The organism is Streptomyces sp. NPDC048192 (genome assembly GCF_043202415.1).
Lineage (GTDB): Bacteria > Actinomycetota > Actinomycetes > Streptomycetales > Streptomycetaceae > Streptomyces.
Genome location: NZ_JBIDAL010000008.1, coordinates 189,786 through 214,993, shown reverse-complemented (window position 1 = coordinate 214,993; position 25,208 = coordinate 189,786). Strand labels below are relative to the sequence as shown.

The window sequence follows — 25,208 nt, the reverse complement described above, 5'->3', positions numbered from 1 at the left end:
TCAGGCTCGTCTCGGGTTGGGTTCCGGTCCCGCGCGACCGGCCGCGCACCGCTTGGACGGTCAATTTTCGGCCAGCCTCGGATAACGCCCGGCCGGAGATCGCGACGCCATTCGTGCGCCCGGTGGCGGTACCGCCTGTAGCCTGCATGCGTCCGAAATCCGTCACCCGCCGACAGGAAAACCAAAAAGGCCGGTAAAGAGATTCTCACAGACGCGGCAACGGCCGAGGGCGGGGAAGGGGGAACGCGTGTACCGCAACCTGGACGTCGGTCAGCTCCGCACGCTGGTGACCATCGTGCGCACGGGGGGCTTCCGGCGTGCCGCCAAGGCCCTGTCCCTCACCCAGCCGGCCGTGAGCCAGCACATACGGCGGCTGGAGGCCGTACTGGGCGGCCCGGTCTTCGCCAGCACCGGCCGCCGGCTCGAACTCACCGATGCCGGGCGGGAGTTGTACCACTACGCCTGCCGTCTGGTGGCGCTCAACGACGAGGCCGCCGACCGGATCACCGCGGCGGAGCACCCGGCCCGCGTCGACATCGGCGTCTCCCCCTACCTGGAGGGCGCACTCCCCGAATTCCTCGCCGCGCTGGTGGAGTTGATGCCGCGGATCCGCCCGACCGTGCACACCGGCCTGAGCGATCCGCTGGCCGCCCGGGTGACCGCCGGAGAACTCGACCTCGCGCTGGTGCTGCGGCCGGACCGCGACCCAGGGTCCCGTCCGGTCGGCGCGGTGCCGCTCGCCTGGTACGGCAGCCTGCCCTCCCCCGCTCCCGGTTCCGTGCCGATCGCCCTGTGCGGCGAGCCGTGCAGCCTGCGCCGGCACGTCCTGGCCGCGCTCACCGCACAGGAGCGGCCCTGGCACCTGGCCTACGAGGGCCCCGACGTCCCCGGGCTGCGCGCCGCGGTGGCCGCCGGCCTGGGCCTGACCTGTCTGCCCGCGCACAGCCCCGACCCGGCGACCGTGCCCCGGCCGCTCCCCGAGCCCCTGCCGCCGCTGCCCGCCCCGGACCCGGTCCCGCTCTCCCTCGCCGTCGCACCGGCCACCGCCGCCGCCCTCGCGGACGCCGCCTTCTTCGCGGCCCGCCGCACCCTGCGCCCGTACCTCACCGGCGACCCGTCCCCCGCCGCCCGCCCGACCCTGCCGGCCGCCGCCGCGGGCTGACCGGGGCGGCGTCCGGACGACGGCAACACCCGCCCACGGCTGCCGCGCTGCCCACGGCGGGCCCGCGCCGGTGTCCCCGCGGCCGCAGGGCGGCGCGCATGCGTCGCTGCGGCGTCCGGTGCACGCTGGATGGTGGGGAGGACTTCCCGCGTGGGCAACCCGCGTGGCCTCCCAGCGCCGGGTCGTCCCTCACTGATCGGCAGGCGGCAGAGGGAAGGAAGCGCGATGGAGATCAGAGGATCCACGGCCCTGGTGACGGGCGCCAACCGCGGCATCGGTCACGCGTTCGCCCGCGCACTGCTCGCGCGGGGAGCAGCGAAGGTCTACGCGGGTGTCCGCGATCCGGCGAGCGTGACCGACGAGGACCTCAGTCCGCTGCGGCTGGACGTCACCGCGCCTGACGAGGTCACCGCGGCGGCCGAGGCAGCCGGTGATGTCACCATCGTGATCAACAACGCGGGCGTCGGAGGTTTCGAGACCGAGCTGCTGCGGGGCTCCTTCGACGGCGCACGCCAGGCGATGGAGACCAACTACTTCGGCACCTGGGCCGTCTCCCGGGCCTTCGCCCCGGTCCTGGCGCGCAACGGCGGCGGCGCACTGATCAACATGCTGTCGGTCGCGTCCTGGGCCGCCCGGCCGGAGTTTCCCGGGTACGCGGCCTCCAAAGCGGCCCAGTGGTCCTTGACGGGCTCGCTGCGGGAAGGCCTGCGCGAGCAGGGGACCCTCGTGATCGGTGTCCACGCCGGTTTCGTGGAGACGGATCTCAGCTCCTTCACGGACGCGCCGAAGACGAGTGCGGAAGACGTCGCGGAGCAGACCATGGAGGCGCTGGCGAACGACCGGGTCGAAGTCCTCGCCGACGAACGCACCCGGCAGGTCAAGCACGCGCTGTCGCGACCGGTCGAACGGTGAGGAGAGGCCGGCCCGGCCCGGTGGGGCGGCCGGCGGCAGGATCACCGGAGGGCCGGCCGGTCAGCGTGCTGCTCGGCCGGCCGGCCCTGGTCCCGTTCGCGGCTACCCGGCCGCCCGGGTCTCCGCTTCGTGCTTGAGGTTGGCGACCCAGTTGTGCAGGGAGTCGTCGAGCGCGGCCTGCAGAGTCGCCTGGTCGGCGACGACGGGGGCGCCCGCCCAGGACTCCTCGGTGCGGACGAGGACGCCGTCGCGGGTCGGGGTGAAGGTCCACACGTGGACGGCGGTGATGCCCTGCGGCGGACCGCCCCAGGCCAGGCGCCTGCCGTGGTCGACCTGCTTGACGGTGGACGTGATGTCCAGCCCCTCGGTGCTCCAGCGGAACACCGAGCCGGGACGCAGGCGGCCGGGAGTGTCCTTGACCACGACGTCCACCTTCGGCTGCCACGACGGCCAGTTGACGACGTCGGTCTGCACCTTCCAGATCGTGTGGAGCGGCGCGTGGATCAGGATGCTCTCCCGGGTGATGACCGGCGCGCTCTCGTCGATGTGCACATCGGCGGTGTGCGGGGTGGTGACGGCGGTCCCGGCGGGGGCCTCGTCGGTGAGGGCGGCTGCGGTGCCGCCGGCGGCGAGAGTGAGGGCGGTGGTCAGAGCGGCGAACTTGGCCGCGGTGGTGACGCGCATGATGGTGGCCTTGGAAAAGGGTTCGAGGAACCGTGGGCGGATGGGGCGACAGGGCGGTGGCCCGGAGGAAGACGGAAGGCGCTGAGCGAACGCCCGGGACAGCCGGCGAAGGCGCCGGCCGCGCTGTTCGTCAGGCGTGCAGGACGACCTTGCCGGCGACGGTGCCGGACTCGGCCAGCCGCATCGCCTCGGCGGCCTGGGTCAGGGGCAGTTCGGCAGCGATCTGGGCGGTGATCTCGCCGCGCCGGAGCGCTGCGAAGACCTCGGTGAGGTCGGCGCGCAGCCGGGTCCGGAAGCGGCCGCGGTTCACGGCCCGGCCGGCCCAGACGTTGAAGAAGTAGGCGCGGCGGCGGTTGGGCAGGGCGTTCCACAGCCACACCCGGCCGAGGAGCTTGAGCACGGGCCACTGCTTGGAGCCCTCGTCGTCGCGGGTGGAGGCGCTGCCGTAGGAGACGAGCGTGCCGCCGGGCGCGAGCAGGCGCCAGGAGTCGACGACGCTGCGGCCGCCGACGTGGTCGAAGACGGCGTCCACGCCGCCCGGGGCGAGTTCGCGGACCCGGGCGGGGATGTCCTCGGTGCGGTAGTCGATCGGGCTCACCCCGCGCTCCCGCAGGGCGGCGTGGTGCCGTGCGGAGGCGGTGCCGATCACGTGCGCCCCGGCGGCGCGGGCGAGCTGGACCAGGACGGAGCCGACTCCCCCGTTGGCGCCGTGCACCAGGACGGTGTGCCCGGCGCGGACGCGGGCCTTGCGGTGCAGCATCTGCCAGGCCGTGATGCCGTTGATCACCACGGTCTCCGCCTCCGCCGCGCCGATCCCGTCCGGAACCGGCACCAGGTCGGCGGCGTCGACGACGACATGGCTGGCCCAGCCTCCGACCTTCAGCAGCGCGGCCACCCGGGTGCCGGCCAGGCCCGCGTCGACGCCCTCGCCGGTCGCCGCCACGGTGCCGACCATGTCGTAGCCCGGGACGAAGGGGAAGGGCGGCTGGTCGTAGTAGCGGCCGCGGCGCATCTGCTGCTCCGCGAAGGAGACGCCGGTCGCCTCCATACGGACCACGGCCTGACCCGGGCCGGCGACCGGGACGGCGCCGTGGCGCACCTGAAGCCCTTCCGGCTCGACCTTGCCCGGCAGCACGACCTCGACCATCGCTGCGGCGTTCATGACGACCTCCCTCGACTCCACCCACTCCGTTAGCGGGTGGCGCTTTCGTTAGAAGTTATAACGTCACGAGCGAGTGACAGTCAAGTGCGTTCGTAATAGGGTCTAACTCAAAGCATGCGTCCAGCCGCTCACCGGCTCCGGGGAGCCGACGGACACACAGGGAAGGGATGAGCCACATGGCCATCGCGGGCAAGGAGACCCCACGCGAGCGCTACCGCGCCCAGCTGCGCGCCGAGATCAAGGAGCGGGCCTGGGAGCAGATCGCCGCGGCCGGGGCGCCGGGACTGTCCCTCAACGCCATCGCCAAGCAGATGGGCATGAGCGGCCCCGCGCTGTACCGGTACTTCGCCGGCCGGGACGAGCTGATCACCGAACTGATCCGCGACGCCTACCGCAGCCTCGCCGACACCATCCGTGCCGCCGCCGCGTCAGGCGCCGATCTGCCCGGACTCGGGCACGCGCTGCGCACCTGGGCGCTGGACGACCCCCAGCGCTACTTCCTCATCTACGGCACGCCCGTCCCCGGCTACCACGCACCCGACGACATCACCACGATCGCCTCGGAGATCATGGACGCCCTCCTCGACGCCGCCCAGCCGGCCACCGGCCCCGCCGCGGCGGAGCAGACTCCCCTCGAAGCCCACCTCGCCGAACACCGGCACTGGGCAGGCGACCACCCCGCACCCCCGGCCGCCCTCCGCCGCGCCCTGCACTTCTGGACCCGCCTGCACGGCATCCTCTCCCTGGAACTGGCAGGCCACTTCACCGGCATGGGATTCGACCCGGCCGAACTGTACGAGAACGAACTGCGGCACCTGACCCGGTGAGCGGCGTCCCCGGCGATCCCTCCGGGGACGCGGGCGGCATGAGGCGGCCGCCTTCTTCGACACCCACCGGAAGAGAAACAGCACGACGATGAACGACGACCACTCGGTCCTCGATGACCCGGTAGGCCAGTCACTCACCGGTCGGCACGCGCATCTCGCACGGCGACTGGGCCGGGCTGCCACCTACCTCACGGACGTGGCGACCTTCTCCGCCGTACCCGCAGCACCGGACGCGAAGGACTGGGCCGACCTTGCGGAACTCCTCGGTCCGGGTGCCTTCGCCGACATGTTCAGCTGTCCCGCTGTACCGCCGCCGAGTTGGGAGCCGGTCTTCAGCCTCGAGGGCCGTCAGATGATCCGGCCCGGCGGTGACCGCCCCGACGGACCTGGTGCCGAGTCCGGCGCCGGCCTGGTCGTACTGGGGCCGGACAGCGTGCCCGAGATGCTCGGCCTCGTCGCGCGGACCCGGCCGGGGCCCTTCTGGCCCCGCACCCTCGAACTCGGCACCTACCTGGGTGTCCGGGTGGACGGAACCCTCGTCGCGATGGCCGGGGAGCGCCTGCGACCGCCGGGGTGGACGGAGATCAGCGCCGTCTGCACCGCTCCCGGGGCACGGGGGCGGGGCCACGCCGCCCGCCTGGTCGGTGCGCTCGCCGCCCGCATCGCGGCGCGTGGCGAACGCCCCTTCCTCCATGTGGCCGAGGCGAACACCGGCGCGATAGCGCTGTACGAGCGGCTCGGTTTCACCACCCGCAAACACGTGACCTTCCGGGGCTTCCGCACCCCCTGACCGACCGGAGCACCGGGCACGTCGTCCGCCGCCGCGCGTCCCCGCACACCGAGCCGGCCGACGGGCGGATACCGGCCGCGGACCCGCCCGTACAATCTGTTTCCGAACGACCGGACGGATCCGGAGGTCCTCCGGTCCCGCCGAGGAGACCCAGGGAGCACGCTTGCCCGGCCAGCGATCCATCACCGAAGCGGAGAAGCTCGCGGAGGCCAAGCTGGGCGGCATCCCCGTCCGGCGCGAGCAGATGGCGGCCGTGGCCAACATCTACCGGGCCGCGTCCACCGTGCGGCACCACCTGGAGAACTCGGTGCTGCGCGGCTCGGACCTGACCTGGACCGCGTTCGTCGTGCTGTGGGTGGTGTGGGTCTGGGGGGAGTCGGAGACGCGGCACGTCGCCGAGGAGGCGGGCATCTCCAAGGGCACGCTCACCGGCGTCTCGCGCACCCTGGAGTCGCGCGGTCTGCTGCGCAGGTCCTCCCATCCCACCGACGGCCGGCTGGTCCTGCTGTGCCTCACCGAGGAGGGCGAGGAGTTCATGCGCCGGGTCTTCCCGGCCTTCAACGAGGAGGAGGCCTTCGTCACTTCCCGGCTGACCGACGCGGAGTGCCGCAGCCTCGCCGACGGGCTGCGGCGTGTGGTGCTCCAGGTGGAGGAAGAGGGCGAGCAGCGGCGCCGATCCCTGCTGAACGGCGAGGAACCGGCACCCCGCCGCAGCGGACGGCGCCCCCGGGGCTGACCCCGCCCTCTTCCCGGCGGTAGAGCGCCGCCGGGGAACGGTCTTCGTCTCAGCGGGGGCTGCGCGCTGCCCGTACCAACGCGTCGAAGAGACTCTGCTGGGCGGGGTCCTCGTGCGCGGTGTCCTCGGGGTGCCACTGAACGGCTACGAACCAGGCGCGGGCGGAGGGGAGTTCGAGGGCCTCGACGGTCCCGTCGGCGGCGCGGGCGGTGACGGTCAGTCCCTCGCCGAGCCGGTTCACGTGCTGGTGGTGGTAGCAGGACGCCTCGGCCTTGTCGACGCCGGTGATCCGGGTCAGGACGGACCCCGGGGCGAAGGAGACGGGGTGCCGGACGTGGCGGTGTTCCCGCCCGGGGCCGCCCATGTCCTGGTGCAGAGTGCCGCCGAGGACCGTGTTGACCACTTGCAGGCCCCGGCAGACGGCCAGCGTCGGCAGGCCGCCGGCCAGGGCCTGCCGGGCGAGTTCCAGGTCGAAGGCGTCCTGTTCGTCGTCGACGTCGTAGACGGCCTCGTGCGCGTCGGCCGCTCCGTAGCGGTGGGGGGCGAGGTCGCCCCCGCCGGGAAGCAGCAGGCCGTCGAAGCGGGTCAGACGGGCGGCGACCTCGGCGGGGTCGGCGGTCCCTCCAGGGGCGTGCGGGTGGAGGGTGACAGGCTCGCCGCCGGCCCGCCAGACGGCCTCGATCAGCGCGCGGGCGTTGACTTCGGCGGCGTAGCGCAGGGCGGAGGTGGTGGCGGAGAAGCGGGCGGGGACGGCGATCAGGGGGCGGTGGGTCACAGCTGGATCCAGGTGGTCTTCAGTTCGGTGTACTTCTCCAGGGCGTGCGCCGACTTGTCGCGTCCGTTGCCGGACTGCTTCATGCCGCCGAAGGGGACGGTCAGGTCGCCTTCCTCGTAGCAGTTGACCCAGACCGTGCCGGCCTTGAGGGCGCGGGAGACCTGGTGGGCGGTGGACAGGTCGGACGTCCACAGTCCGGCCGCCAGGCCGTACTCGGTGGCGTTGGCGAGGGCGACGGCCTCGTCGAGGTCGTCGAAGGCGAGGACCGACAGCACGGGTCCGAAGACCTCCTCGCGGGCCAGCCGGCCGGCGGGGTCGACCTGGTCGAAGACGGTCGGTTCGAGGTAGACGCCGCCGGTCTCGGTCAGGGTGCGGGCGCCGCCGGTGCGCAGCCGGGCGCCGTCGTCGACCGCGGCGTGGACGTGGCCGAGCACCCGGTCGAGGTGGTCCTGTCCGACCAGGGCGCCCATCTCGGTGGCGGGGTCGAGGGGGTCGCCGACGCGCAGGGCGCGGGCGCGCGCCACGACGGCCTCGGTGACCTGTTCGGCGATGGACGAGTGCACCAGCAGCCTGGAGGGCGCGGTGCACATCTCGCCCTGGTTGAAGAAGATGCCCCATGCGGCGGTGGCGGCGGCCTTGTCCAGGTCGGGAGCGTCGGGCAGGACGATGTTCGGGGACTTGCCGCCCAGTTCCAGCCACACGCGCTTGAGGTTGGAGTCGGCGGCGTAGCGCAGGAAGTGGCGGCCGACGGCGGTGGAGCCCGTGAACGCCAGGACGTCCACGTCGGGGTGGAGTCCGAGGGCGCGGCCGGCCACCGGGCCGTCACCCGCCACCACGTTGAGCGCACCCGGGGGCAGGCCTGCCTCCAGGGCGAGCCGGCCGAGCAGGAGCGCCGACAGCGGCGAGTTCTCCGAGGGCTTGAGCACGACCGTGCAGCCGGCCGCCAGGGCCGGGGCGACCTTCCACCCGGCGAGCGTCAGCGGGAAGTTCCACGGCACGACCGCGCCGACGACCCCGGCGGGTTCCCGGGTGACCAGGGCCAGCGCGTCCGGAGCGGTGTGCGGGGAGTCGTCGGTGAGCTTGTCGGCGAGCTGGCCGTACCAGCGGAACGTGTTGATCACGGCACGCAGCTCGATGTCGTGGGCGTCCGTGATCGGTTTGCCCATCTCCAGGCTGACGGTGAGCGCCAGTTCCGCCCGGTGCTCCTCCAGCAGATCGGCGAGGCGGACCAGGATCCGTCCGCGTTCGGCGGGGGCCAGGCGCGGCCAGGGGCCGTGGTCGAAGGCACGGCGTGCGGAGGCGACGGCAGCGTCCACCTCGGCGGTGCCGGCGTCGGCCACCTCGGTCAGGACCTGACCGTCGCGGGGTGAGACGACGGAGAACGTGCTGCCGCCCCCGGGCTCGTCGGCGCCGTCGATCAGATGAGTGCCGAGCGGTGCGAACGTCTTGGCGCGGTGCAGCCAGTCGTCGTGGGTGGCGGTGGTCATGCGGTCCTCCAGACCACGTCGGTGAAGCGCTTACGGAACAACGGAACAGAGGTGGCTGACGAAGCGAGGAAAGGGGACGGGGCCCCCGCAGGCGCGCGCCGGGAATGCGGGAAGCGCGCCTGCGGAAGGGGAGTCAGTCCGTGAGGGGTCCGGTGCGCCGGCGGCGGATACGCTCGTTGAGCACGCCGAGCGCCAGGACGACGGGCACGGAGAGCACCAGCCACACGGCCGTGCTCGTCTTCCCGCCGATCAGGGTGGTGAAGTTGGCGAGGATGAGCCAGATCGCCCCCGCGATGCCGAGCGCGCCCAGCACCGGTGCGATCAGGGTGTTCCACGTCCGGGAGTCCACGCGCCGGCGGCGGAAGAACACCACGACCGACACCGAGGTCAGCAGGTACAGCAGCATCATCGCCAGGACGGCGAGTCCGCTGAACCAGGAGAAGAGGGTGAGCACCGGGTCCTGACCGGCCAGCGCGAACGGCACGACCAGGGCGACGGCGATCACGGTCTGGACACAGCCCGCGATCCAGGGCGCGTGACGGGTGTTGAGGCGGCACAGCCCCGCGGGGAGCTGCCTGTCACGGCCGAGGGAGAACAGATAGCGGTTGGCGGAGTTGTGGAAGGTCAGGATGCCGGCGAACAGGGAGGTGGCCAGCAGGACCGGCAGGACGTCGTTGGCCCAGCCACCGAACTGGTCGGCGATGGGGGCGAAGACGAAGCCGGCGGAGTCGCCGGCGGCCAGCGCCTTGCCCGCGGCCGCGGGTGCCTGCGAGGCGCCGTAGGCGGAGATGAGCATCCATGACGTGAGCGCGAAGAAGCCGGTGACCACGACCACGGACAGGTAGGTGGCCCGCGGCACGGTCTTCCTCGGCTCCTTGGCCTCCTCGCCGTAGATGGCCGTGGCCTCGAAGCCGAACATCGACGCCACGGCGAACATCACGGCGACGCCGGGGGCGCCCTGGAGCGCCGCCGACGGGGAGAAGCTGTCGGCCGCGCCGAGACCCTCGGGGCCTCCGCCCTTGAACAGGGTGACGAGGCCGAAGACCAGCAGGATGCCGAACTCGGCGAGGACGAAGACGGCCAGGACCCTGGCGCCCATCTCGATGCCCGCGGCGCCCAGAGCCTGCACGACGGCCATCGTGACCAGCACGTACACCCACCATGCCAGGTGGACGCCGGTGTGGTCGGCGACGAGAGAGCTGACGATCGAGCCGTACAGGCCGTACATCGCCGCCTGGATGACGCAGTACGCGAACAGGGCGACGCTCGCGCTGCCCGCGCCGGCCCTGCGGCCGAGGCCCGTGCCGATGTACGTGTAGAAGGCGCCGGCGTCCACGACGTGCCGGCCCATGGCGACGAACCCCACGGAGAAGAGCAGGACCACGGCCCCCGCCACCACGTAGGCGGCCGGAGTGCCGGATCCGTTGCCTATGGCGATCGAGATCGGAGCGGCGCCGGCGATACCCGTCAGCGGGGCCTGACCGGACAGGACGAAGAAGAGGATGCCCAGGACCCCCAGGGCGTTGGGCTTGAGCGTGGCTGCAGTGGGGGCGTCCCGTACGGTCCGCTGGGCGGAGGCCGTCTGACTGTCCACTCGGATCACCTGCCAGAGAAGGGGAGGATCGTTTCAGGCCAAACGAGTTGCCTCATCCTGGGCTGGAACTATCCGTTTGACAAGGGGGTGGGGGCGCGGAATCCGGCCAGGCGGCGAATCCTTACGCCGCCGTGACCGAGGCGCGCCGTCACAGGAGCCGCCCGGACACGGCAGCGACTCCACAGAAGCCGGGATCAGCCGGCGGCCGGGCCCCCGGCCAGCCCTTCCAGCAGGGTCCTGAGCTCCGCCAGCGCCTCTTCGATGACCTCCTGCTCACCGAACACGAGCTGGTGCAGCACCAGACCCTCCAGCGCGGCGAAGACGAGCCGTGACATGCCGCGCTCCACCGGCGCGGTCAGCATGCGGGACAGCTCGCGCCTGGTGGCCTCGAAGTACTCCTCGTACAGGCTGCGCAGGTGCGGCAGCAGCTCCGGCCTGCGCCGCGCCTCCAGCAGCAGCTCGTACTGGAAGGCCTGCAGCTCGGGGCCGGACTCCACCATCTGCGTCAGGCCGCCGGCGAAGTCGGCCGGCTTGCCGGTGCCGACACCGAGCGTGCTGGTGCTGAGCGAGGTGCGGATGGCGTGGGTGACGGCCTCCTCGATCAGCGCGTCCCGCGAGCCGAAGTGGTGCACGACCAGCCCGTGCGTGACCCCGGCCTCCTCGGCGACGGCCCGGTAGGTGAGCTTGCGCAGGCCGCCCCGCGCCACCACACGCACGGCGGCGTCCAGCAGCGCGGCCCGGCCCGTGCCGTAGTTCGTCACGCGCTTGCGGCCGCGGCGCTCACCTGCGGGCTCGACGGAGTCGGTCATGCGACGACCCTACCGGCGTTCCGGTCAGCGCTTCGGGGGCCTGATGCCACGGAACTCCCAGTCGCCGCCGAGGGCGGTGGACAGGACTTCTTCGGACTCGGTGGGCTGGGCGCCGACGTCCGTGCGGATGGCGGTGGGGCCGGTGACGATGTGGTTGGTGAGCCGGCCGAGGCCCTCGACCTCGACCTCGACGACGTCGCCGGGCTGGACGGGCCGGGAGTTGGCCGGGGTGCCGGACAGCAGGACGTCGCCGGGGTACAGGGTGATCGTGCGGGCGATGTCGGCGACGAGGTAGTGCATGTCCCAGGTCATCTCGTCGGTGGAGCCGTCCTGGACGACCTCGCCGTTGACGTAGGTGCGCAGCCGCTTGCCGTGGAAGTCCCAGTCGGTGACCAGGCCGGGGCCGAGGGGGCACAGCGTGTCGGAGCCCTTGACGCGGAGCATCGAGCCGGCGTCGGTGTCCCGGAAGTCGTGCAGACCGTAGTCGTTGGCGATCGTGTAGCCGGCGATGTACTCCCCCGCGTCGGCCGGGGCCATGTTGCGTGCCGTCTTCCCGATGACGATGGCCACCTCGCCCTCGTAGTTGAGCCACTTGCAGCCCTCGGGACGCACGATCGCGCCCCGGTGGGAGTTGAGGGAGGACGTGGGCTTGTGGAAGTAGGTGGGGGTGCCGGGCAGGCCGATCCGGAACTCGTCGACCCGGCTGCGGTGGTTGAGGTGGACGGCGATGATCTTGGACGGGACGACCGGTGGCAGGTGCCGCGCGTCGTCGGTCTTGACGCGCCGGCCGTCTCCGGCGACGAGTTCGTCACCGTCACGGACGGTCTCGACGGTGGCGCCGTCGAGGAGGATGCGGCGGTACTCGGGCATGGCTGGAGCCTCTCTGGGCGGCTGGACGGCTGGGCGGAGCCTGCTAGGAGCGGGTGTGCGGAGTGCGGGGGGTGGCGGGCGCGGGCAGCCCGGCGCCGGTCCAGCCGTCGGCCGGACGGTCGAACCAGAGGTGGACCTGGCCGGTGCCGATGGAGTTCTCGTACTCGCCGTACTGGCGTGCCCTGGCCGTGCACGCCTGCTCGCCGAGGGCGCCGGCCATCATCAGGTAGTGGAAGAACTTCGCCTCGGGCTTGTACTTCCAGAACGCGTCCATGGTGCCGAGGACCTTGTCGTGGCGGCCCTCCTTGAACCAGGCGATGCGCTCGAAGTCCGCCTCGCGTGCCTCGGGGGTGAAGATGTGCGCCGGGTCACTGGCCTCGTGGTCGCGCAGCTCGCGCAGCGGCCAGAAGGTGTGCGACAGGGCACCGGAGGCGATCAGCAGCACCCGGCGGCCCGGAGTGGCGGCGATGCCGTCGGCGAGCGCGCGGCCCAGGCGCAGGTGGTCCTCCATGTCGCCGGTCTGGCAGACGCCGATGGTCACCCACCGCTTGTCGGGCAGGCCCTCACCGAGGAACTTCCACAGGTTGATCGTGGCGTAGTAGATCGGCAGGTACGCGTCGTCGATCGCGGTGATCCAGGTGCCGTGCTTGTCGGCGAAGGAGGCGATGCTGTGGGCGAGTTCGGGGTCGCCGGGAAAGTCGTACGGCATCCGGCACATGCCGCGCGGCAGTTCCTCGGAGGTGAACAGGCCGGCCCGGCGGTCCTGTGCGGTGACGACGAACTCGACGGTGGTGGCCCAGTGGGAGTCGAGGACGACGACGGTGTCGTAGTCGTCGCGCTCGAAGACGTCCTTGCGGAGCTGCTTCAGGCCGGTGACGAGGGTGATCTCCTTGCCCTCGTTCAGCTCCCGCCGGGTCTCCTCGGGCAGCACGATGGTGGGGACGTGAGCGAGCAGGCCCGCCCCGACGATCTCACCCATGGTCCTCGTCTCCCTTCACGGTGAAGCCCTTCGGCGCGGTGACGGTGTTCTTGATGTCGCAGTAGAAGTCGAAGCTCCAGGTGCCCCCCTCACGGCCGACGCCGGAGTGGCGGGAACCGCCGAAGGGGGCCTGGAGGTCGCGGACGAAGAAGCAGTTGACCCAGACGGTGCCGGCCACCAGCCGGGCGGTGACGCGCTCGGCGCGCTCGGGGTCGCCGGTGGCGACGGTGGCGGCCAGACCGAAGCGGGTGTCGTTGGCGAGCCGGACCGCCTCTTCCTCGGTGGTGAACGTCTGGAGGGTCAGGACGGGGCCGAAGACCTCCTCCTGGACGATCTCCGAGTCCTGGGCGACATCGGTCAGCAGGGTCGGCGCGTAGTACTGGCCTTCGCCGCGGTGGCCGCCGATGACCGCGCGGGCGCCGGCCGCGAGGGCCCGCTGCACGAAGCCGTCGATCTTCTCCAGCTGGCGCGGGTGGATGTTGGGCCCGATGTCGGTGGCCTCGTCACGCGGGTCGCCCTGCTTCAGCCCGGCCGCCTTCTCCGTGAAGCGCCGGGTGAATTCCTCGGCGACCGTCTCCTCGACCAGGATGCGGGTGGCGGCGAGGCAGACCTGGCCGGCGTTGTCGTACTGCTCGACGGCGAGGTCGACGGCGAGGTCGAGGTCGGCGTCCGCGAAGACCAGCAGCGGGGACTTGCCGCCGAGCTCCAGGCTGAGCGGCGTGAGGTTGGCGGCGGCCGACGCGGCGATGTGCCGGGCGGTCGGCACGGAACCGGTGAAGCTGATGCGCCGCACATCGGGGTGCGAGGTGAGGGCGTCGCCGACCTCGGTGCCGTAACCCTGGACGACGTTGAGGACACCGGCGGGCAGACCGGCCTCCGCGGCGATGTCGGCGAGCAGGGAGGCGGTGAGCGGGGTCCACTCGGCGGGCTTGAGGACGACCGTGTTGCCGGCGGCCAGCGCCGGGGCGACCTTCCAGGTGGCCAGCATCAGGGGGGCGTTCCACGGGGTGATCAGCACGCAGGGGCCGGCCGGGTCCCAGCTGACGTGGTTGGTGTGGCCGCGGCCCGCGGCGGAGCCGCTCGTGTACGTCGTGAAGTCCTCGTGCTCCAGCGTCAGCAGCCAGTCGGCGAAGAAGCGGAAGTTGTGGGCGACGCGGGGCATGACGCCGCGCCGGTGGGAGCGCAGCAGGGCGCCGTTGTCGGTGGTCTCGACGATCGCCAGCTCTTCGAGGCGCTTGTCGACGCCGTCGGCGATGGCGTGCAGGATGCGGGCGCGCTCGGCGCGGGGAGTGGCGGCCCAGCCCGGGAAGGCGGCCTTGGCGGCGGCGACGGCGGCGGCAGCCTCCATCGCGGTGCCGCGGGAGATCTCGCCGAGGGTGCTGCCGTCGATGGGCGAGACGTCGGTGAAGGTCTCGGCGGAGGCGACGCGCTCGCCGCCGATCCAGTGCCGGGTGTCGACGGCGACGCCGGCGACGGTGGTGAGGTGTGCGCTCATGATCGCAGGGCTCCTGGGGGTGGTGGGGGTCGGGTTCACTCGGCCGCGGACGTGCCGGACTCCAGCAGCCGGCCGCCGTCCCAGACCACGCCGACCTGCCGGTAGTACGCGGCGATGGGCTCGCGGATCTCCAGGCGGGCCAGCTCCTCGGTGGGCGCCTCGAACAGCTCCAGCTCGGCGTCGCCGACCCAGGGCTGTCCGCCCTCGAAGGAGGCGGCGCCGGACTCGATCAGCTCGTCGAGGGCGAGGCCCCTGCCCTTCTCGATGGAGGGCAGCCACCGGTGGTGGGCCATGGGGTGGCCGTTGACGAAGCCGTTGGTCTCGGACGGCTCGCGCAGGGTGACCACGGCCTGGGCCAGGCGCCGGTCGGCGGCGGCGAGGGTGGCGCCGAAGCGCGCACCGGCCTCGATGCGCGGCGCGGGCCCGTACGGGTGCGGGCGGGTCTGGTGGATCGAGCCGAGCTTCTTCGGGTAGCCCTGGTGCAGGCCCCGGGCGATGGCGAAGTCCTTGTCGACCCAGATGTAGACGCAGCGGGTGTAGGTCTGCCCCCGGTACTTGCAGCGGACGACGGCGAACGCTTCCTTGTACTGCGCGAGCACCGGGTCCAGCAGCTCGTCGCCCGAGGCGGAGCAGGACTGCCAGTCGGCCCAGATCAGCGCGACCGCGCCGGGGTCCTCGTCGGCGAGCTGGAGCGGCTCGGGCAGCAGCTCCCGCACGCGGGCCGGGTCGGTGCGGTACTCGATGGTGAGCAGGTCTCCGGAGTAGCGCCACGGCGGGGAGGGGATCAGCGACGAGGCACCCGTCGCGGTCTTGGGGTGGAAGTATCCACGGACACGGGTCACTGAGGGTCCTTAACGGGGTTGCGTACGGGGGTCACGCGGCGAGGGCGGGCTGCTTCAGCAGTTCGGCGCGGTGGCGGGCGGCGGCGCCGCCGGCGGCGGGGCCGCCGAGGGCGACGACGCCGACGAGCCGGCCGGCGGCGTGGTAGCCGGCCAGCACGTCCCCGTCGAGGTCGCCCTCCAGGACGCGTACGTCGTCCCTGCCGAGGGCGGGGGCGCCGAAGGACTGGAGCCGGAAGTCGTGCTGGTCGCTCCAGAAGGTCGGCAGCGGTGCGAACGGGGCGAGGCCGGCCTCGGTGCCGCTCAGGTGGGCGGCGAGGACGCGGGCGGCGTGCTTGGCCGTGTCCGTGGGGATGCACCAGTGCTCGACGCGGCGGGGTACGCCGTCGTAGCGGGCGTTGGGGAAGCGGGCGACGTCGCCGACAGCGATCACGTCCGGGCGGCCGCCGACCCTCAGGTGCTCGTCGGTCAGGACGCCGTCGGTCAGGTCGAGGCCGTTGCCGTCGAGCCACTCGGTGTTGGCGACGGAGCCGACGGACTCGACGACGACGTCCGCGGCGAGCACCGTGCCGTCGCCCAGGATCACTCCGGTGACCCGGTCGTCGCCTTCGAAGCCGGTCACTCCGGTGCCGAGGGCGAAGCGCACCCCGCGCTCCTCGTGCCGCTCGAGCAGTGCCTTCGCGAGCAGTTCGCCGAGCGGTCCGACCATGGGCAGCGGCAGCGGGTCGACCACGGTGACCTCGGCGGCGCCGAGGGCCACGGCGGTGGCAGCCACCTCGCAGCCGATGAAGCCCGCCCCGACCACGACGACGCGTACGCCCGGCTCGGTCAGCGCCTGGCGCAGTTCCCGGGCGTCGGCGAGCGTACGGACCGTGTGCCGGCCGGTGGCAGGTCCCGGGCAGCGCAGCCGCCGGGGACGCATGCCGGTGGCGACGACGAGCCCGCCGTAGGCCAGGGCCTCACCGTCGTCGAGCTCGACGATCCGCCGGTCGAGGTCGGCGTGGACGACCTTGGTGCCCAGCCGCCATTCGGCGTCGGCGACGCTCGCGCGGGGCCGGAAGGCGAGCGAGTCGAAGGCCGCCTTGCCCGCCAGCACCTCCTTGGAGAGCGGGGGCCGGTTGTAGGGCATGTGCGGTTCGTCCCCGACGAGGGTGATCGGCCCGTCCCAGCCGGCGGCGCGCAGCTGCTCGGCGGCGCGCAGGCCGGCCATGGAGGCGCCGGCCACGACGATGGGTGCGCTCACGGCTCAGTCCTCGATCCGGATGGCCTGGAGCGGACACACGTCGGCGGCTTCCTCGACCTCGTCGCGCAGGGCGTCGTCGGGGTCGGGGACGTAGGCCAGGTGGCCGGCGTCGTCGAAGCGGAAGACGTCGGGGGCGGCGAAGACGCACTGGCCGTGGTCCTGGCACTTGTTCATGTCGACGACGACCTTCATGGCCGGTCCTCCTGGTACTGAGGGGGCGTCGGAGAGGGGGATGAAGGGGCCCGGACCACTGAAGGGCCGGGCCCCGGCCAAAGGGTGCGGCGTCACCGCACCCCAACTCGTTTGGCTTCAAACAACATAGGAAGCCGCCGGGCTCTGGTCAATAGCTATCCAGATGGATAAATTTTTGTGCCGGCCCCCTTGCGGGACTGTGACGAGCGTCCTTACCGTTTGGCACCAAACAGAGCGGCCTCCTGCGCTCCGCAGTACGCAGCCGCCCTCCCCCCTCGTCTCTCCCCCAGCGCCCTGAGCCCTGGGAGGCGCCCCCTTCCCCAGAGGAGACACCGGTGAGCGCATCCGACACCCCGACCGTCGGCCGGCACATGGAACGGCTGGCCGCCGAGGGCATCGACGTGGTCCGGGTGACCTATCCCGACCTCATCGGCACCGAACGGGCCCGGGACGTCCTGCTGGACCACCTGCCCTCGGCCTGCGACCACGGCCTCGCCTTCTGCCGCGCCGTCTACCACACCAGCCCCCAGGGCGACGTCGTCCCCGTGTCCGGCGGTCTCGACGCGGGCCTGCCCGACATCTGCGTACGCCCCGACCTCGACACCCTCACGGCCCTGCCGTGGGAGCCCGGCGTCGCCACCTGCCTCGGCGACGTCACCGACCCGGCCACCGGGCGGCCGGCGCCGGAGTCCCCGCGCGACCTGCTGCGCGCCGTCCTGGACCGGTGCGCCGAGCACGGCCTGCGCCCCGTCGTCGGCCCGGAGCTGGAGTACTTCCTGTGCGACGCGGCGGCGGACACGCCGACCGGATGGCGCCGGTACAACGACGCCGAGGGCGTCGTCTACACCGCGGGCCTGCGCGCGGACGACGACAACCACCTGCTGCGCACCCTGCGCCTGCTGCGCGACCTGAACATCGGCGTCACCAGCGGCAACCACGAGTTCGACGGCTCGCAGTTCGAGATCAACCTGACCCACTCCGACGCCATGACGGCCGCGGACCGCGCCTTCCGCTTCAAGGCGGCGATCAAGGAACTCGCCCGCAAGGAAGGCCGCCTCGCCACGTTCATGGCCAAACCCTTCAACGGTGCGGGAGGATCCGGCTTCCACCTCCACCTCTCCTGCGTGGACGACCACGGCACCAACGCCTTCGCCGACCCGTCCGCTCCCTACGGCCTGTCCTCCACCGGGCGCCATGCCGTGGCCGGCGTCCTGGCCCACGCCCCCGCGCTGGCCGCGCTCGCCAACCCGACGGTCAACTCCTACAAGCGCTTCGGCCCCGACACCCTCGCGCCCTGGCTGATCGACTGGGGCCTGGACAACCGCAGCGCCATGGTCCGCATCCCGCCCGAGCGCGGCTCCGGCTCCCGCCTCGAACTGCGCCTGGGCGACGCCAGTGCCAACCCCTACCTGCTGATCGCGGGCACCGTCGCGGCCGCCCTGCTCGGGGTGCTGGCCGGCGAGGAGCCGCCCGCCCCGCTGGAGGGTTACGGCTACGACACGACGAAGTCGCCCGTCCTGCCGATGTCCCTGCCCGCCGCCCTCGACGCCCTGGAAGCCGACACCGCGGTGACCGAGCTGCTCGGCAAGGACTTCACCACTTCCTACCTCGCGTACAAGCGTGACGAGGTCGCGCGCTTCCAACGGCACGTCACCGACTGGGAGTTCACCGAGTACGCCTACCACCTGTGACGCCGCCAGCACCCGTGACGCCGAGGAGCACACACCCCATGACCACCACCGCCCAGTCCCTCACCGAGGCCGTGCGCGAGCCGCTGCCGCTGGCCGACGTCGACCTCGCGAACCTCGACAACTTCACCGACGGCGTCACCCCCTGGCGCATGTTCCACACGCTGCGGCACGAGGACCCCGTCCACTGGCAGCCCGAGGAGGCGCCCAACTCCGGCTTCTGGTCCGTGACCCGGCACGCCGACATCGCCCGTGTCGACCGCGACGCCGAGACCTTCACCTCCACGAGGTTCGTCAACCTCGAAGAGGTCGACGACGACCAGATCAAGAAGCGCGCCTCCATCCTGGAGCTGGACGGCGTCCGCCACCGCGCCCTGCGCAGCCTGCTCCAGCGGCAGTTCGGCGCGAGCGTCATCAACAGCTACGCCGACTTCCTGCGCGGACTGACCGCCACCACCCTGGACGCTGCCCTGGCCAAGGGCACCTTCGACTTCGTCAAGGAGGTCTCCGCCGACTTCCCCATCAACGTCCTCGCCCGCCTCCTCGACGTCCCCCCGGAGGACAACCAGCAGCTCATCGACTGGGGCAACCGCATCATCGGCAACACCGACCCCGACTACTCCGACGTGCTCCTGCACAGCGAGGAGAGCGAGAAGTACCGCGACCTGCCCTTCCGCTCCCCCGCCTCCCTGGAGGTCTTCGAGTACGGCCGCGAGCTCGCCCGGCAGCGGCGCGGCGGCAACGGCACCGACCTGATCTCCCGCCTGGTCAACGAGACCCCCCGCGACGGTGTGCCCCTGTCGGCCCAGGACTTCGACAACTACTTCCTGCTCCTGGTCGTCGCCGGCAACGAGACCACCCGCCACACCATCACCCACTCCATGCTGGCCCTCCTCCAGCACCCCGAACAGCTCGCCCGCCTCCAGGAGGACCCCTCCCTCATCCCCACCGCGGTCGAGGAGTTCCTGCGCTGGGCCTCCCCCGTCTACCACTTCCGCCGCACCGCGACGCGGGACGTCGAACTCGGCGGCAAGCACATCAAGGAGGGCGACAAGGTCGTCATGTGGTTCGCCTCCGGCAACCGCGACGAGGACGTCTTCGGCAACCCCTACGACTTCGACGTCACCCGCCAGGACAACGACCACGTCACCTTCGGCAAGGGCAGCCCCCACCTGTGCCTGGGCAACCTGCTGGCCCGCACCGAGATCCGCATCATGTTCGAGGAACTCATCCCCCGCCTCGCGGACGTCCGCCTCGTCGGCGACGTCCCGCGCGTGCGCTCCAACTTCGTCAACGGCATCAAGAAGCTCCCGGTCGAGGTCACCCTCGCCTGAGGCACGGGCACCGGTGCGGCGGGGCGGTCGGCCCCGCGCTCCGGCGGCAGCAGTCTCCCCGCGCTCGAGGCCGTGTCCCAGATGGGCCGGGCCACGGCCTCGAGCACGCACCGGGTCAGGCCGGCGGCACCGAGGCCACCTGCGCGATCACGTCGCGCTCCCGGCAGGAGCGGGGCGATCAATGACGGTGTTCGCGATCAACGCCTCAACGCGGCGTCGGCCGACTCGCCAGCGGTCAGCTCCGCGAAAGCCGCCAAGTCCAAGACCAGGGTGTGGTGGTCGATCGCGAGCGAATCCAGGGTGCGGGCGTCGAAGGACGGGCGGAGAGCGCCGAGCGCCAGAACAATGGGCCGGTCCTGGCGAGCAAGGCGCCTGATGCCGGAAGTGTGTTCCGACGTTGCCCCCGGTACCCGCCGTCCCTCGGCTGGGCGGCGATCATGGCGTCCGTGCAGGCGCGCTGCCACTCGACTCCATGCCGTCGAAGGGAGCGGTGACCAGGAAGCCGGGCGTGTGCGTCTCATCGGCTACGGCGAGACCTTGGTACCTGCGGCATCGAGAGGGCCCCGCGAGGGCGGCTGTCAAACCGCTGCCCCTCACGTTCGGGTCGAGGCGAGGTCGGCGGCCGCCTGTGCCCAGGTCGGCACAGTGTCATCGTCGGTGCTCAGCAACCGGGACAGTGTGGCAAGCCCGTGCGCCCAGGGGCCGCAGCCGTGCCATGACGAATCATTCGGATGCTTGTGTGTGTGCCGGCTCCGACGGGGTCAGACACTCGTCCATGCTTCGATGAAGGCGTCACGTCCGGCCGCATCGGGCGACTTGTGGGCCGCGTGAAGGACACGCCAGGCGGTGAGTTCCAGGTCCCGGAGCCAGAGTTCGCCGATGACCTGTGTCTTGAGGTCAGGGAGGTGGTCGGACTCGGCGAGCGCCTGGCCGATCACCTCTGCGGCCGCAACCCGCTGGGCAGGCGTCATCTCGTCGACGGCCGAGAGGATCTGTCCGGCCAGTCCGGTTCCCTCTCCGGCCAGCGCGCGCAGCACCAGGTCCTTGATATGGGCCGGCAGCATGTAGGCGGTGCCCGAGGATCTCCACAGGTTCGACCAGAAGCGTTCTCCCGCATCGGTGGGGGCGGGGAGCGCGGCGAGCAGTCCGAGGAGATGAGCGGTGGCCGCGTAGCCGTCGGAGTGGGCCGCCGCGAGGACGGCGATGCCGGCGACACGCTCCACGTCGAAACGGCCGGTCTCGAACTGCGAGTGCAGCCCCAATTTTTGTTCCAGCTGATCTGTGAGGGGGGCGGATACGTGGGAGGGGAACTCGGGAAGCATCGGCGGTCCTTGGGCGTAGGCGGGCGGAGATGCGCGCTCTGGGAACCTTGGTCCTTCCCATGGCCAGGCGGCTTACACGGCTTCCGCACGCCCAGTTGGTGGCGAGACCGACCTCGACAGGGCTGTCACGGGCAGGCTCTTAGCATGATCGGATGGTTGCCGATGATGCCCAGAAGAACGAGACAGGACGGGAAGTTGTGCCTCGTGTCCGTCAACGCCACAGCTGCCCCGTTCCACGCAGCCGTTGCCGACGCACGCGATACAGCACAAGCGTTCAACGAAGACCTGCCGCAGCCGAACGGCAGCCGCTCAATGCCTCGAAGCACGCCCCTGGCTCGCAGCGGCCGCACATGCGCACCCCCTGACCTGTAGTGCGGCATCAGGGGAGCCGTGTGCGCCCGTCTCGCCCGGTTGCGCCACCGCTGCACCCGCCCGGGCAGGCCGGTGCATAGAATCCGATCCCATGCCGAAGCCTGACGAGCTGCTCGTTGCGATAGCCGCCCTCGTGGAGTCCGGGCAGAGTAATCAGATGTCCCTGACCGTGGTCACCAGTGGTGCTGTCATCACCGGTCGGCTGGCTCCGGAAGCCAAGTGGAGGCAGAGGGTGTCCGAGGTGCTGACGGACTCCGCCGACCTGGGCGCGTTCTCCGTCGTCTTCGACACCCCCGCGAGGAACGACGGGCCGCCCAAGCATCTGCATTTCCACGTCGCCCGGATCCTGCAGGGTACGGTGGGGATCCCGGAGACGGGCGGGATGTACCGCGTCGCGATCGAGGACGTCAGTGCCTGGACCGTGGGCGACGTCAGCTACTCCGATCACTGACCCGCCGACCCACAGCGCACAGTGAGGCTCCACCGGCACGCCGGTGGGGCCTCACTGCTCTGTTCGGTTCACACCTGTCCGTAAGTCAGGCGGGCAGGGAGAGTGCCGAGCGTTGCGGAAGCCGGCCCGTACGGGCCGGCCAGGGACGCAGATGCGGCGGTAGGGGGGGTGCGGCAGGTAAAGCCGAGTCGGGTCATGGCCTTGAGGACTTCGCCGGCGCTGAAATCGCGCCGGTCCTGGCGGGTGATGACCTGGCCGACCTGCTTGGCGGGGTAGTGGCGTCGTCCGATGATGACGAACTCACCGGTGACCGGCTCGGGTGTGACGCCCTTCATCGATAGCGGGCGATGACACAGCGCATGATGGCTCCAGGGGGAAGAGAAGACGAAGCCGGGTGGGGTGAGGGCGGTTCAGCGGGAGAGGGCGAGGGACGCCCAGAGCGTTGCCGTGTTCGTCGACCACGGGCGGCTCCCCGAGCCGACGGCGGTGCGTCGCACGTTCGGCTTCGGTCCCGGTGGTCAGCGGTGAGGCGAAGGGCCCGATGACGTCGGCGATGTCACGCAGGCGGATGCGGTCCGTGTATCCGGAGCCGTCACGAACGGCCGTGAGCCCGGTCCGGGTGACCAGGCCGGTGCACAGACCGTCCTCGTCGCAGACCGCCAGATGACCTGTACGGGCAGCGGCCATCACGGACAGTGCCACCTCCACGGTCATGTCCTCCCAGACCTGCGGTCCGGCCGCGTCCAGGATGTCGGCCTCCGTGCCGTGCGCAGGGTGGGCGCTCGTCTGGTGGAACTGCGTCTGGTCCAGCGTCAAAGGGTGCCTCCTGCGGAGTTGGGCGGGCTTCCTGTCGCGAACGGTCCTATGCCGCCGTACCGGCGGTGGACTGCCATGCGGGCGCGCGGCGGGCCGCCGAGACGGGGCGGCGTCGGCCGCGTGAGGTGGCGCCGCGCTTCTTGGGGCGTTCGACCACCGGTGCGGTGATGACGACCGGGACGCCGGAGGGGGTCCGGGCGCCGGTGATGCGGTGCAGGGCCTCTTCGCCGACGCGGACCTGGGTGGTCTGCGGGACGATGCCGGCCGCTGCCATGAGGCGGGTCATGCCTCGGCGCTGGTTGGGGGTGACCAGCGTGACGACACTGCCGGACTCTCCTGCGCGGGCGGTACGGCCGCCACGATGGAGGTAGTCCTTGTGGTCGGTCGGCGGGTCGACGTTGACGACGAGGTCGAGGTTGTCGACATGGATGCCGCGCGCCGCGACGTTGGTCGCCACCAGTACGTTGACCTGTCCGGTCTTGAACTGTGCCAGCGTGCGGGTGCGCTGCGGCTGCGACTTCCCGCCGTGCAGGGCGGCGGCCCGTACTCCGCTGTTCAGGAGGTGCTCGGTGAGGCCGTCGACGGCGTGCTTGGTGTCGAGGAACATGATCACGCGGCCGTCGCGGGCGGCGATCTGGGTGGTGGCCGTGTGCTTGTCGGCGCCGTGAACGTGGAGCACGTGGTGCTCCATCGTCGTGACCGCGCCGGCCGAGGGGTCGACGGAGTGCACGACGGGGTCGCTGAGGTAGCGGCGCACGAGCAGGTCGACGTTGCGGTCGAGAGTGGCGGAGAACAGCATGCGCTGGCCTTCGGGGCGGACCTGGTCGAGGAGGGCGGTGACCTGCGGCATGAAGCCCATGTCGGCCATCTGGTCGGCCTCGTCGAGGACGGTGATGGAAACCTGGTCCAGCCGGCAGTCGCCACGGTCGATGAGGTCTTTGAGGCGTCCCGGCGTGGCGACGACGACCTCGGCGCCACCGCGCAGCGCGCTCGCCTGCCTGCCGATCGGCATTCCGCCCACCACCGTGGCCAGCCGCAGCCTCACGGAGCGGGCGTACGGGGCGAGCGCGTCGGTGACCTGCTGCGCCAGCTCACGCGTGGGTACGAGGATCAGCCCCAGCGGCTGCCTGGCCTCGGCGCGCTGCCCGGCCGTACGAGCCAGCAACGCCAGCCCGAAGGCGAGGGTCTTGCCGGAGCCGGTGCGGCCACGGCCCAGTACGTCCCGGCCGGCGAGGGAGTTCGGCAGGGTCGCGGCCTGGATCGGGAAGGGTACGGTCACGCCTTGCGAGCCGAGCGCGCCCAGCAGCTCCCTGGGCATGTCGAGACCGGCGAAGCCCTCCACGGCGGGGAGGGCGGGAGTGATCGTCCTGGGCAGCGCGAACTCCCCCTGGACCGCGGCCGGCCGGCGGCCGTAACCACCGGAACGGCTCGACCCGGCGGAGCGGCTCCTGGCCGACGAACCGAATCGACTGCCACCCCTTCCGGATTCGGCACTGCCGTTACGGGTGCGGGTGAAACGGTCGTTCGTGCGTGTGCCGTTCATGCGGAACCTTCCTCGATGCGGCACATATCAAGGAATTCCCGCAGCGATCAGCAGCACAGAGAATTGCAAGAATGGACCGGTAGAATGCGAGAGCGAATCTGACCCACGGAGAATCCGTGCGGGCACAGAAGCTGGAATGAGTGACGCGGAACGGACGCCATGTTCGGGAGTCCACCGCGATGAAGCTATGAAGAGGCGCGTCCGCCCCCGAAGAATGCCCCGTATGCGGCGAGCCTACGGGTTTCCTGATTGTCGTCCGCAGGCGAGACCACTGCGGGAAAATGCGAGCAGCTGGGGCCCGCACCCCGAAGGACGCGGGCCCCAGCTACAAGTACGCGACAGTCAGCGTCAGGCGAGAACGATGTTCTCGGCCGTCGGGCCCTTCTGGCCCTGCGCGATGTCGAAGGTCACCTTCTGGCCCTCGATCAGCTCACGGAAGCCCTGGGCGGCAATGTTCGAGTAGTGGGCGAACACATCGACGCCGCCACCGTCCTGCTCGATGAAGCCGAATCCCTTTTCCGCGTTGAACCACTTGACGGTACCAGCAGCCATGTCGTTTCTCCTTTGGGGCAGTGCACCGGGATCCGCACGTCACGGACTCCGTGTCGCCGCGATGATCACCCCGCCCGGAAAAAGACCGGATAACAAAAGCGCTTCCAGTGGCACAGGTGCCGCCCGGTGAGCACTTGAAGTTTTGGGAACCACAACTGCAACTGACATCGACAGTAGCACGCCGCAGCGGCCTGTGTACGGTGAAGAAACCCACTCCACGTAATGCGGCGGAGAATGTATCAGCGTGCCCCGTTGAAATCTCAGCTCGCGGGCACAGATATTGACCCAGCCGGAACGTAAGCATCTGGGCGCGCCCACCGTAACGGCTGCTGCCTGCAAGGGGTGGTGCGGGCGGGCGTGGAGATCAGGGTGGCGCCGGCAAGCGTCACGGCCGTCTCCGGCACGCGCACGGGAGCGGCCATACCGCCTGGCCGGATGCTCGCTACCGCTTTCGTGGCCGTCGCGGCACGGCGCCCCAAGCGGAACCGAGCGCCCGGAACCGGGTTCCGGCCTCGTCAGCGCTCTGATCGGAGAGCACCGCCTCAACGATGCCGCACTCGGAGGCCCGGAGGCT

Annotated in this window: 24 protein-coding genes and 1 pseudogene; 8 read left to right on the top strand and 17 right to left on the bottom strand. The window is 71.4% G+C overall.

Going from position 1 to position 25,208, the window contains the following annotated elements; all coding sequences use genetic code 11:
• Positions 1-247 precede the first annotated feature (247 nt).
• Positions 248-1,162, top strand: a complete 915-nt coding sequence (locus tag ACGFZN_RS18950) for a LysR family transcriptional regulator (protein WP_393859606.1) — start codon at positions 248-250, stop codon at positions 1,160-1,162.
• A 225-nt stretch (positions 1,163-1,387) separates the two neighbouring features.
• A complete protein-coding gene (locus ACGFZN_RS18945; protein WP_393859605.1) occupies positions 1,388-2,074 on the top strand; it encodes an SDR family oxidoreductase in 687 nt (228 codons plus the stop codon).
• 102 nt (positions 2,075-2,176) lie between these two features.
• On the opposite strand, the gene ACGFZN_RS18940 is transcribed toward ACGFZN_RS18945, so the two are convergent.
• Together ACGFZN_RS18940 and ACGFZN_RS18935 are read right to left on the bottom strand one after the other, a co-directional pair.
• Positions 2,177-2,758 carry an SRPBCC family protein gene (locus ACGFZN_RS18940; RefSeq protein WP_393859604.1) on the bottom strand — a complete coding sequence of 194 codons (582 nt, stop codon included), beginning with the start codon at positions 2,756-2,758 and terminating at the stop codon, positions 2,177-2,179.
• 130 nt (positions 2,759-2,888) lie between these two features.
• A complete protein-coding gene (locus ACGFZN_RS18935) occupies positions 2,889-3,920 on the bottom strand; it encodes a medium chain dehydrogenase/reductase family protein (RefSeq protein ID WP_393859603.1) in 1,032 nt (343 codons plus the stop codon).
• Between the two features lie 176 nt (positions 3,921-4,096).
• Here ACGFZN_RS18935 and ACGFZN_RS18930 point away from each other — a divergent pair, with 176 nt between their 5' ends.
• The 3 genes from ACGFZN_RS18930 to ACGFZN_RS18920 all read left to right on the top strand — a co-directional run bounded on the left by ACGFZN_RS18930 (position 4,097) and on the right by ACGFZN_RS18920 (position 6,273).
• The gene (locus tag ACGFZN_RS18930) at positions 4,097-4,747 is read left to right on the top strand and encodes a TetR/AcrR family transcriptional regulator (protein ID WP_393859809.1); all 651 of its coding nucleotides are present in this window, start codon (positions 4,097-4,099) and stop codon (positions 4,745-4,747) included.
• Positions 4,748-4,835: 88 nt separating this feature from the next.
• Positions 4,836-5,537 (top strand): GNAT family N-acetyltransferase, encoded by a 702-nt coding sequence (locus ACGFZN_RS18925; RefSeq protein ID WP_393859602.1) that lies wholly within the window; start codon positions 4,836-4,838, stop codon positions 5,535-5,537.
• A gap of 163 nt (positions 5,538-5,700) precedes the next feature.
• The gene (locus ACGFZN_RS18920; protein WP_393859601.1) at positions 5,701-6,273 is read left to right on the top strand and encodes a MarR family winged helix-turn-helix transcriptional regulator; all 573 of its coding nucleotides are present in this window, start codon (positions 5,701-5,703) and stop codon (positions 6,271-6,273) included.
• A 49-nt stretch (positions 6,274-6,322) separates the two neighbouring features.
• On the opposite strand, the gene ACGFZN_RS18915 is transcribed toward ACGFZN_RS18920, so the two are convergent.
• The 10 genes from ACGFZN_RS18915 to ACGFZN_RS18870 form a co-directional block, all read right to left on the bottom strand.
• Complete coding sequence (locus ACGFZN_RS18915) at positions 6,323-7,048, bottom strand: gamma-glutamyl-gamma-aminobutyrate hydrolase family protein (protein ID WP_393859600.1); 726 nt, start codon at positions 7,046-7,048, stop codon at positions 6,323-6,325.
• Positions 7,045-8,535 carry an aldehyde dehydrogenase gene (locus ACGFZN_RS18910; RefSeq protein WP_393859599.1) on the bottom strand — a complete coding sequence of 497 codons (1,491 nt, stop codon included), beginning with the start codon at positions 8,533-8,535 and terminating at the stop codon, positions 7,045-7,047. The genes ACGFZN_RS18915 and ACGFZN_RS18910 overlap by 4 nt, the downstream gene beginning before the upstream one ends.
• A gap of 133 nt (positions 8,536-8,668) precedes the next feature.
• Positions 8,669-10,129, bottom strand: a complete 1,461-nt coding sequence (locus ACGFZN_RS18905; RefSeq protein WP_393859598.1) for an APC family permease — start codon at positions 10,127-10,129, stop codon at positions 8,669-8,671.
• Positions 10,130-10,323: 194 nt separating this feature from the next.
• Complete coding sequence (locus ACGFZN_RS18900; RefSeq protein ID WP_393859597.1) at positions 10,324-10,938, bottom strand: TetR/AcrR family transcriptional regulator; 615 nt, start codon at positions 10,936-10,938, stop codon at positions 10,324-10,326.
• A 24-nt stretch (positions 10,939-10,962) separates the two neighbouring features.
• The gene (locus ACGFZN_RS18895; protein WP_393859596.1) at positions 10,963-11,808 is read right to left on the bottom strand and encodes a fumarylacetoacetate hydrolase family protein; all 846 of its coding nucleotides are present in this window, start codon (positions 11,806-11,808) and stop codon (positions 10,963-10,965) included.
• A gap of 43 nt (positions 11,809-11,851) precedes the next feature.
• A complete protein-coding gene (locus ACGFZN_RS18890; RefSeq protein WP_393859595.1) occupies positions 11,852-12,787 on the bottom strand; it encodes a 3,4-dihydroxyphenylacetate 2,3-dioxygenase in 936 nt (311 codons plus the stop codon).
• Entirely contained in the window at positions 12,780-14,282 is a 1,503-nt protein-coding gene (locus ACGFZN_RS18885) for an aldehyde dehydrogenase (RefSeq protein WP_393859594.1), read from the bottom strand. The genes ACGFZN_RS18890 and ACGFZN_RS18885 overlap by 8 nt, the downstream gene beginning before the upstream one ends.
• Before the next feature lie 35 nt (positions 14,283-14,317).
• Positions 14,318-15,124: an acetoacetate decarboxylase family protein gene (locus tag ACGFZN_RS18880; RefSeq protein ID WP_393859593.1), complete on the bottom strand. Its 807-nt coding sequence runs from the start codon at positions 15,122-15,124 to the stop codon at positions 14,318-14,320.
• Positions 15,125-15,155: 31 nt separating this feature from the next.
• Positions 15,156-16,364 carry an NAD(P)/FAD-dependent oxidoreductase gene (locus tag ACGFZN_RS18875; RefSeq protein WP_393859592.1) on the bottom strand — a complete coding sequence of 403 codons (1,209 nt, stop codon included), beginning with the start codon at positions 16,362-16,364 and terminating at the stop codon, positions 15,156-15,158.
• A gap of 3 nt (positions 16,365-16,367) precedes the next feature.
• Positions 16,368-16,556: a ferredoxin gene (locus tag ACGFZN_RS18870; RefSeq protein WP_014670403.1), complete on the bottom strand. Its 189-nt coding sequence runs from the start codon at positions 16,554-16,556 to the stop codon at positions 16,368-16,370.
• A gap of 335 nt (positions 16,557-16,891) precedes the next feature.
• Between ACGFZN_RS18870 and ACGFZN_RS18865 the strand changes: the two genes are divergently transcribed.
• Both ACGFZN_RS18865 and ACGFZN_RS18860 read left to right on the top strand, forming a co-directional pair.
• The gene (locus ACGFZN_RS18865) at positions 16,892-18,247 is read left to right on the top strand and encodes a glutamine synthetase family protein (RefSeq protein ID WP_393859591.1); all 1,356 of its coding nucleotides are present in this window, start codon (positions 16,892-16,894) and stop codon (positions 18,245-18,247) included.
• A gap of 38 nt (positions 18,248-18,285) precedes the next feature.
• On the top strand, positions 18,286-19,578 hold the full coding sequence (locus ACGFZN_RS18860) for a cytochrome P450 (protein WP_393859590.1): 1,293 nt from the start codon (positions 18,286-18,288) through the stop codon (positions 19,576-19,578).
• 761 nt (positions 19,579-20,339) lie between these two features.
• Here the strand turns inward: ACGFZN_RS18860 and ACGFZN_RS18855 are convergent.
• The gene (locus ACGFZN_RS18855) at positions 20,340-20,900 is read right to left on the bottom strand and encodes a hypothetical protein (protein ID WP_393859589.1); all 561 of its coding nucleotides are present in this window, start codon (positions 20,898-20,900) and stop codon (positions 20,340-20,342) included.
• Positions 20,901-21,363: 463 nt separating this feature from the next.
• Between ACGFZN_RS18855 and ACGFZN_RS18850 the strand changes: the two genes are divergently transcribed.
• Positions 21,364-21,723 (top strand): hypothetical protein, encoded by a 360-nt coding sequence (locus tag ACGFZN_RS18850; protein ID WP_393859588.1) that lies wholly within the window; start codon positions 21,364-21,366, stop codon positions 21,721-21,723.
• Positions 21,724-21,791: 68 nt separating this feature from the next.
• On the opposite strand, the gene ACGFZN_RS18845 is transcribed toward ACGFZN_RS18850, so the two are convergent.
• The 4 genes and pseudogenes from ACGFZN_RS18845 to ACGFZN_RS18830 all read right to left on the bottom strand — a co-directional run bounded on the left by ACGFZN_RS18845 (position 21,792) and on the right by ACGFZN_RS18830 (position 24,634).
• Complete coding sequence (locus ACGFZN_RS18845; protein ID WP_393859587.1) at positions 21,792-22,058, bottom strand: SCO5918 family protein; 267 nt, start codon at positions 22,056-22,058, stop codon at positions 21,792-21,794.
• Between the two features lie 75 nt (positions 22,059-22,133).
• A pseudogene (locus tag ACGFZN_RS18840) lies at positions 22,134-22,539 on the bottom strand (CBS domain-containing protein).
• A 46-nt stretch (positions 22,540-22,585) separates the two neighbouring features.
• Positions 22,586-24,082, bottom strand: coding sequence for a DEAD/DEAH box helicase (locus tag ACGFZN_RS18835; RefSeq protein WP_393859586.1), 1,497 nt, complete (start codon positions 24,080-24,082; stop codon positions 22,586-22,588).
• A 348-nt stretch (positions 24,083-24,430) separates the two neighbouring features.
• Positions 24,431-24,634 carry a cold-shock protein gene (locus ACGFZN_RS18830; protein ID WP_393859585.1) on the bottom strand — a complete coding sequence of 68 codons (204 nt, stop codon included), beginning with the start codon at positions 24,632-24,634 and terminating at the stop codon, positions 24,431-24,433.
• Positions 24,635-25,208: the final 574 nt, after the last annotated feature.

What these genes read in the sequence shown, in the direction of transcription:
- ACGFZN_RS18945 (WP_393859605.1), top strand. Translation starts at nt 1,388, where the DNA reads ATGGAGATCAGAGGATCCACGGCCCTGGTGACGGGCGCCAACCGCGGC.
- ACGFZN_RS18940 (WP_393859604.1), bottom strand. Translation starts at nt 2,758, where the DNA reads ATGCGCGTCACCACCGCGGCCAAGTTCGCCGCTCTGACCACCGCCCTC.
- ACGFZN_RS18935 (WP_393859603.1), bottom strand. Translation starts at nt 3,920, where the DNA reads ATGAACGCCGCAGCGATGGTCGAGGTCGTGCTGCCGGGCAAGGTCGAG.
- ACGFZN_RS18930 (WP_393859809.1), top strand. Translation starts at nt 4,097, where the DNA reads ATGGCCATCGCGGGCAAGGAGACCCCACGCGAGCGCTACCGCGCCCAG.
- ACGFZN_RS18925 (WP_393859602.1), top strand. Translation starts at nt 4,836, where the DNA reads ATGAACGACGACCACTCGGTCCTCGATGACCCGGTAGGCCAGTCACTC.
- ACGFZN_RS18910 (WP_393859599.1), bottom strand. Translation starts at nt 8,535, where the DNA reads ATGACCACCGCCACCCACGACGACTGGCTGCACCGCGCCAAGACGTTC.
- ACGFZN_RS18900 (WP_393859597.1), bottom strand. Translation starts at nt 10,938, where the DNA reads ATGACCGACTCCGTCGAGCCCGCAGGTGAGCGCCGCGGCCGCAAGCGC.
- ACGFZN_RS18895 (WP_393859596.1), bottom strand. Translation starts at nt 11,808, where the DNA reads ATGCCCGAGTACCGCCGCATCCTCCTCGACGGCGCCACCGTCGAGACC.
- ACGFZN_RS18890 (WP_393859595.1), bottom strand. Translation starts at nt 12,787, where the DNA reads ATGGGTGAGATCGTCGGGGCGGGCCTGCTCGCTCACGTCCCCACCATC.
- ACGFZN_RS18885 (WP_393859594.1), bottom strand. Translation starts at nt 14,282, where the DNA reads ATGAGCGCACACCTCACCACCGTCGCCGGCGTCGCCGTCGACACCCGG.
- ACGFZN_RS18870 (WP_014670403.1), bottom strand. Translation starts at nt 16,556, where the DNA reads ATGAAGGTCGTCGTCGACATGAACAAGTGCCAGGACCACGGCCAGTGC.
- ACGFZN_RS18860 (WP_393859590.1), top strand. Translation starts at nt 18,286, where the DNA reads ATGACCACCACCGCCCAGTCCCTCACCGAGGCCGTGCGCGAGCCGCTG.
- ACGFZN_RS18855 (WP_393859589.1), bottom strand. Translation starts at nt 20,900, where the DNA reads ATGCTTCCCGAGTTCCCCTCCCACGTATCCGCCCCCCTCACAGATCAG.
- ACGFZN_RS18850 (WP_393859588.1), top strand. Translation starts at nt 21,364, where the DNA reads ATGCCGAAGCCTGACGAGCTGCTCGTTGCGATAGCCGCCCTCGTGGAG.
- ACGFZN_RS18845 (WP_393859587.1), bottom strand. Translation starts at nt 22,058, where the DNA reads ATGAAGGGCGTCACACCCGAGCCGGTCACCGGTGAGTTCGTCATCATC.
- ACGFZN_RS18835 (WP_393859586.1), bottom strand. Translation starts at nt 24,082, where the DNA reads ATGAACGGCACACGCACGAACGACCGTTTCACCCGCACCCGTAACGGC.
- ACGFZN_RS18830 (WP_393859585.1), bottom strand. Translation starts at nt 24,634, where the DNA reads ATGGCTGCTGGTACCGTCAAGTGGTTCAACGCGGAAAAGGGATTCGGC.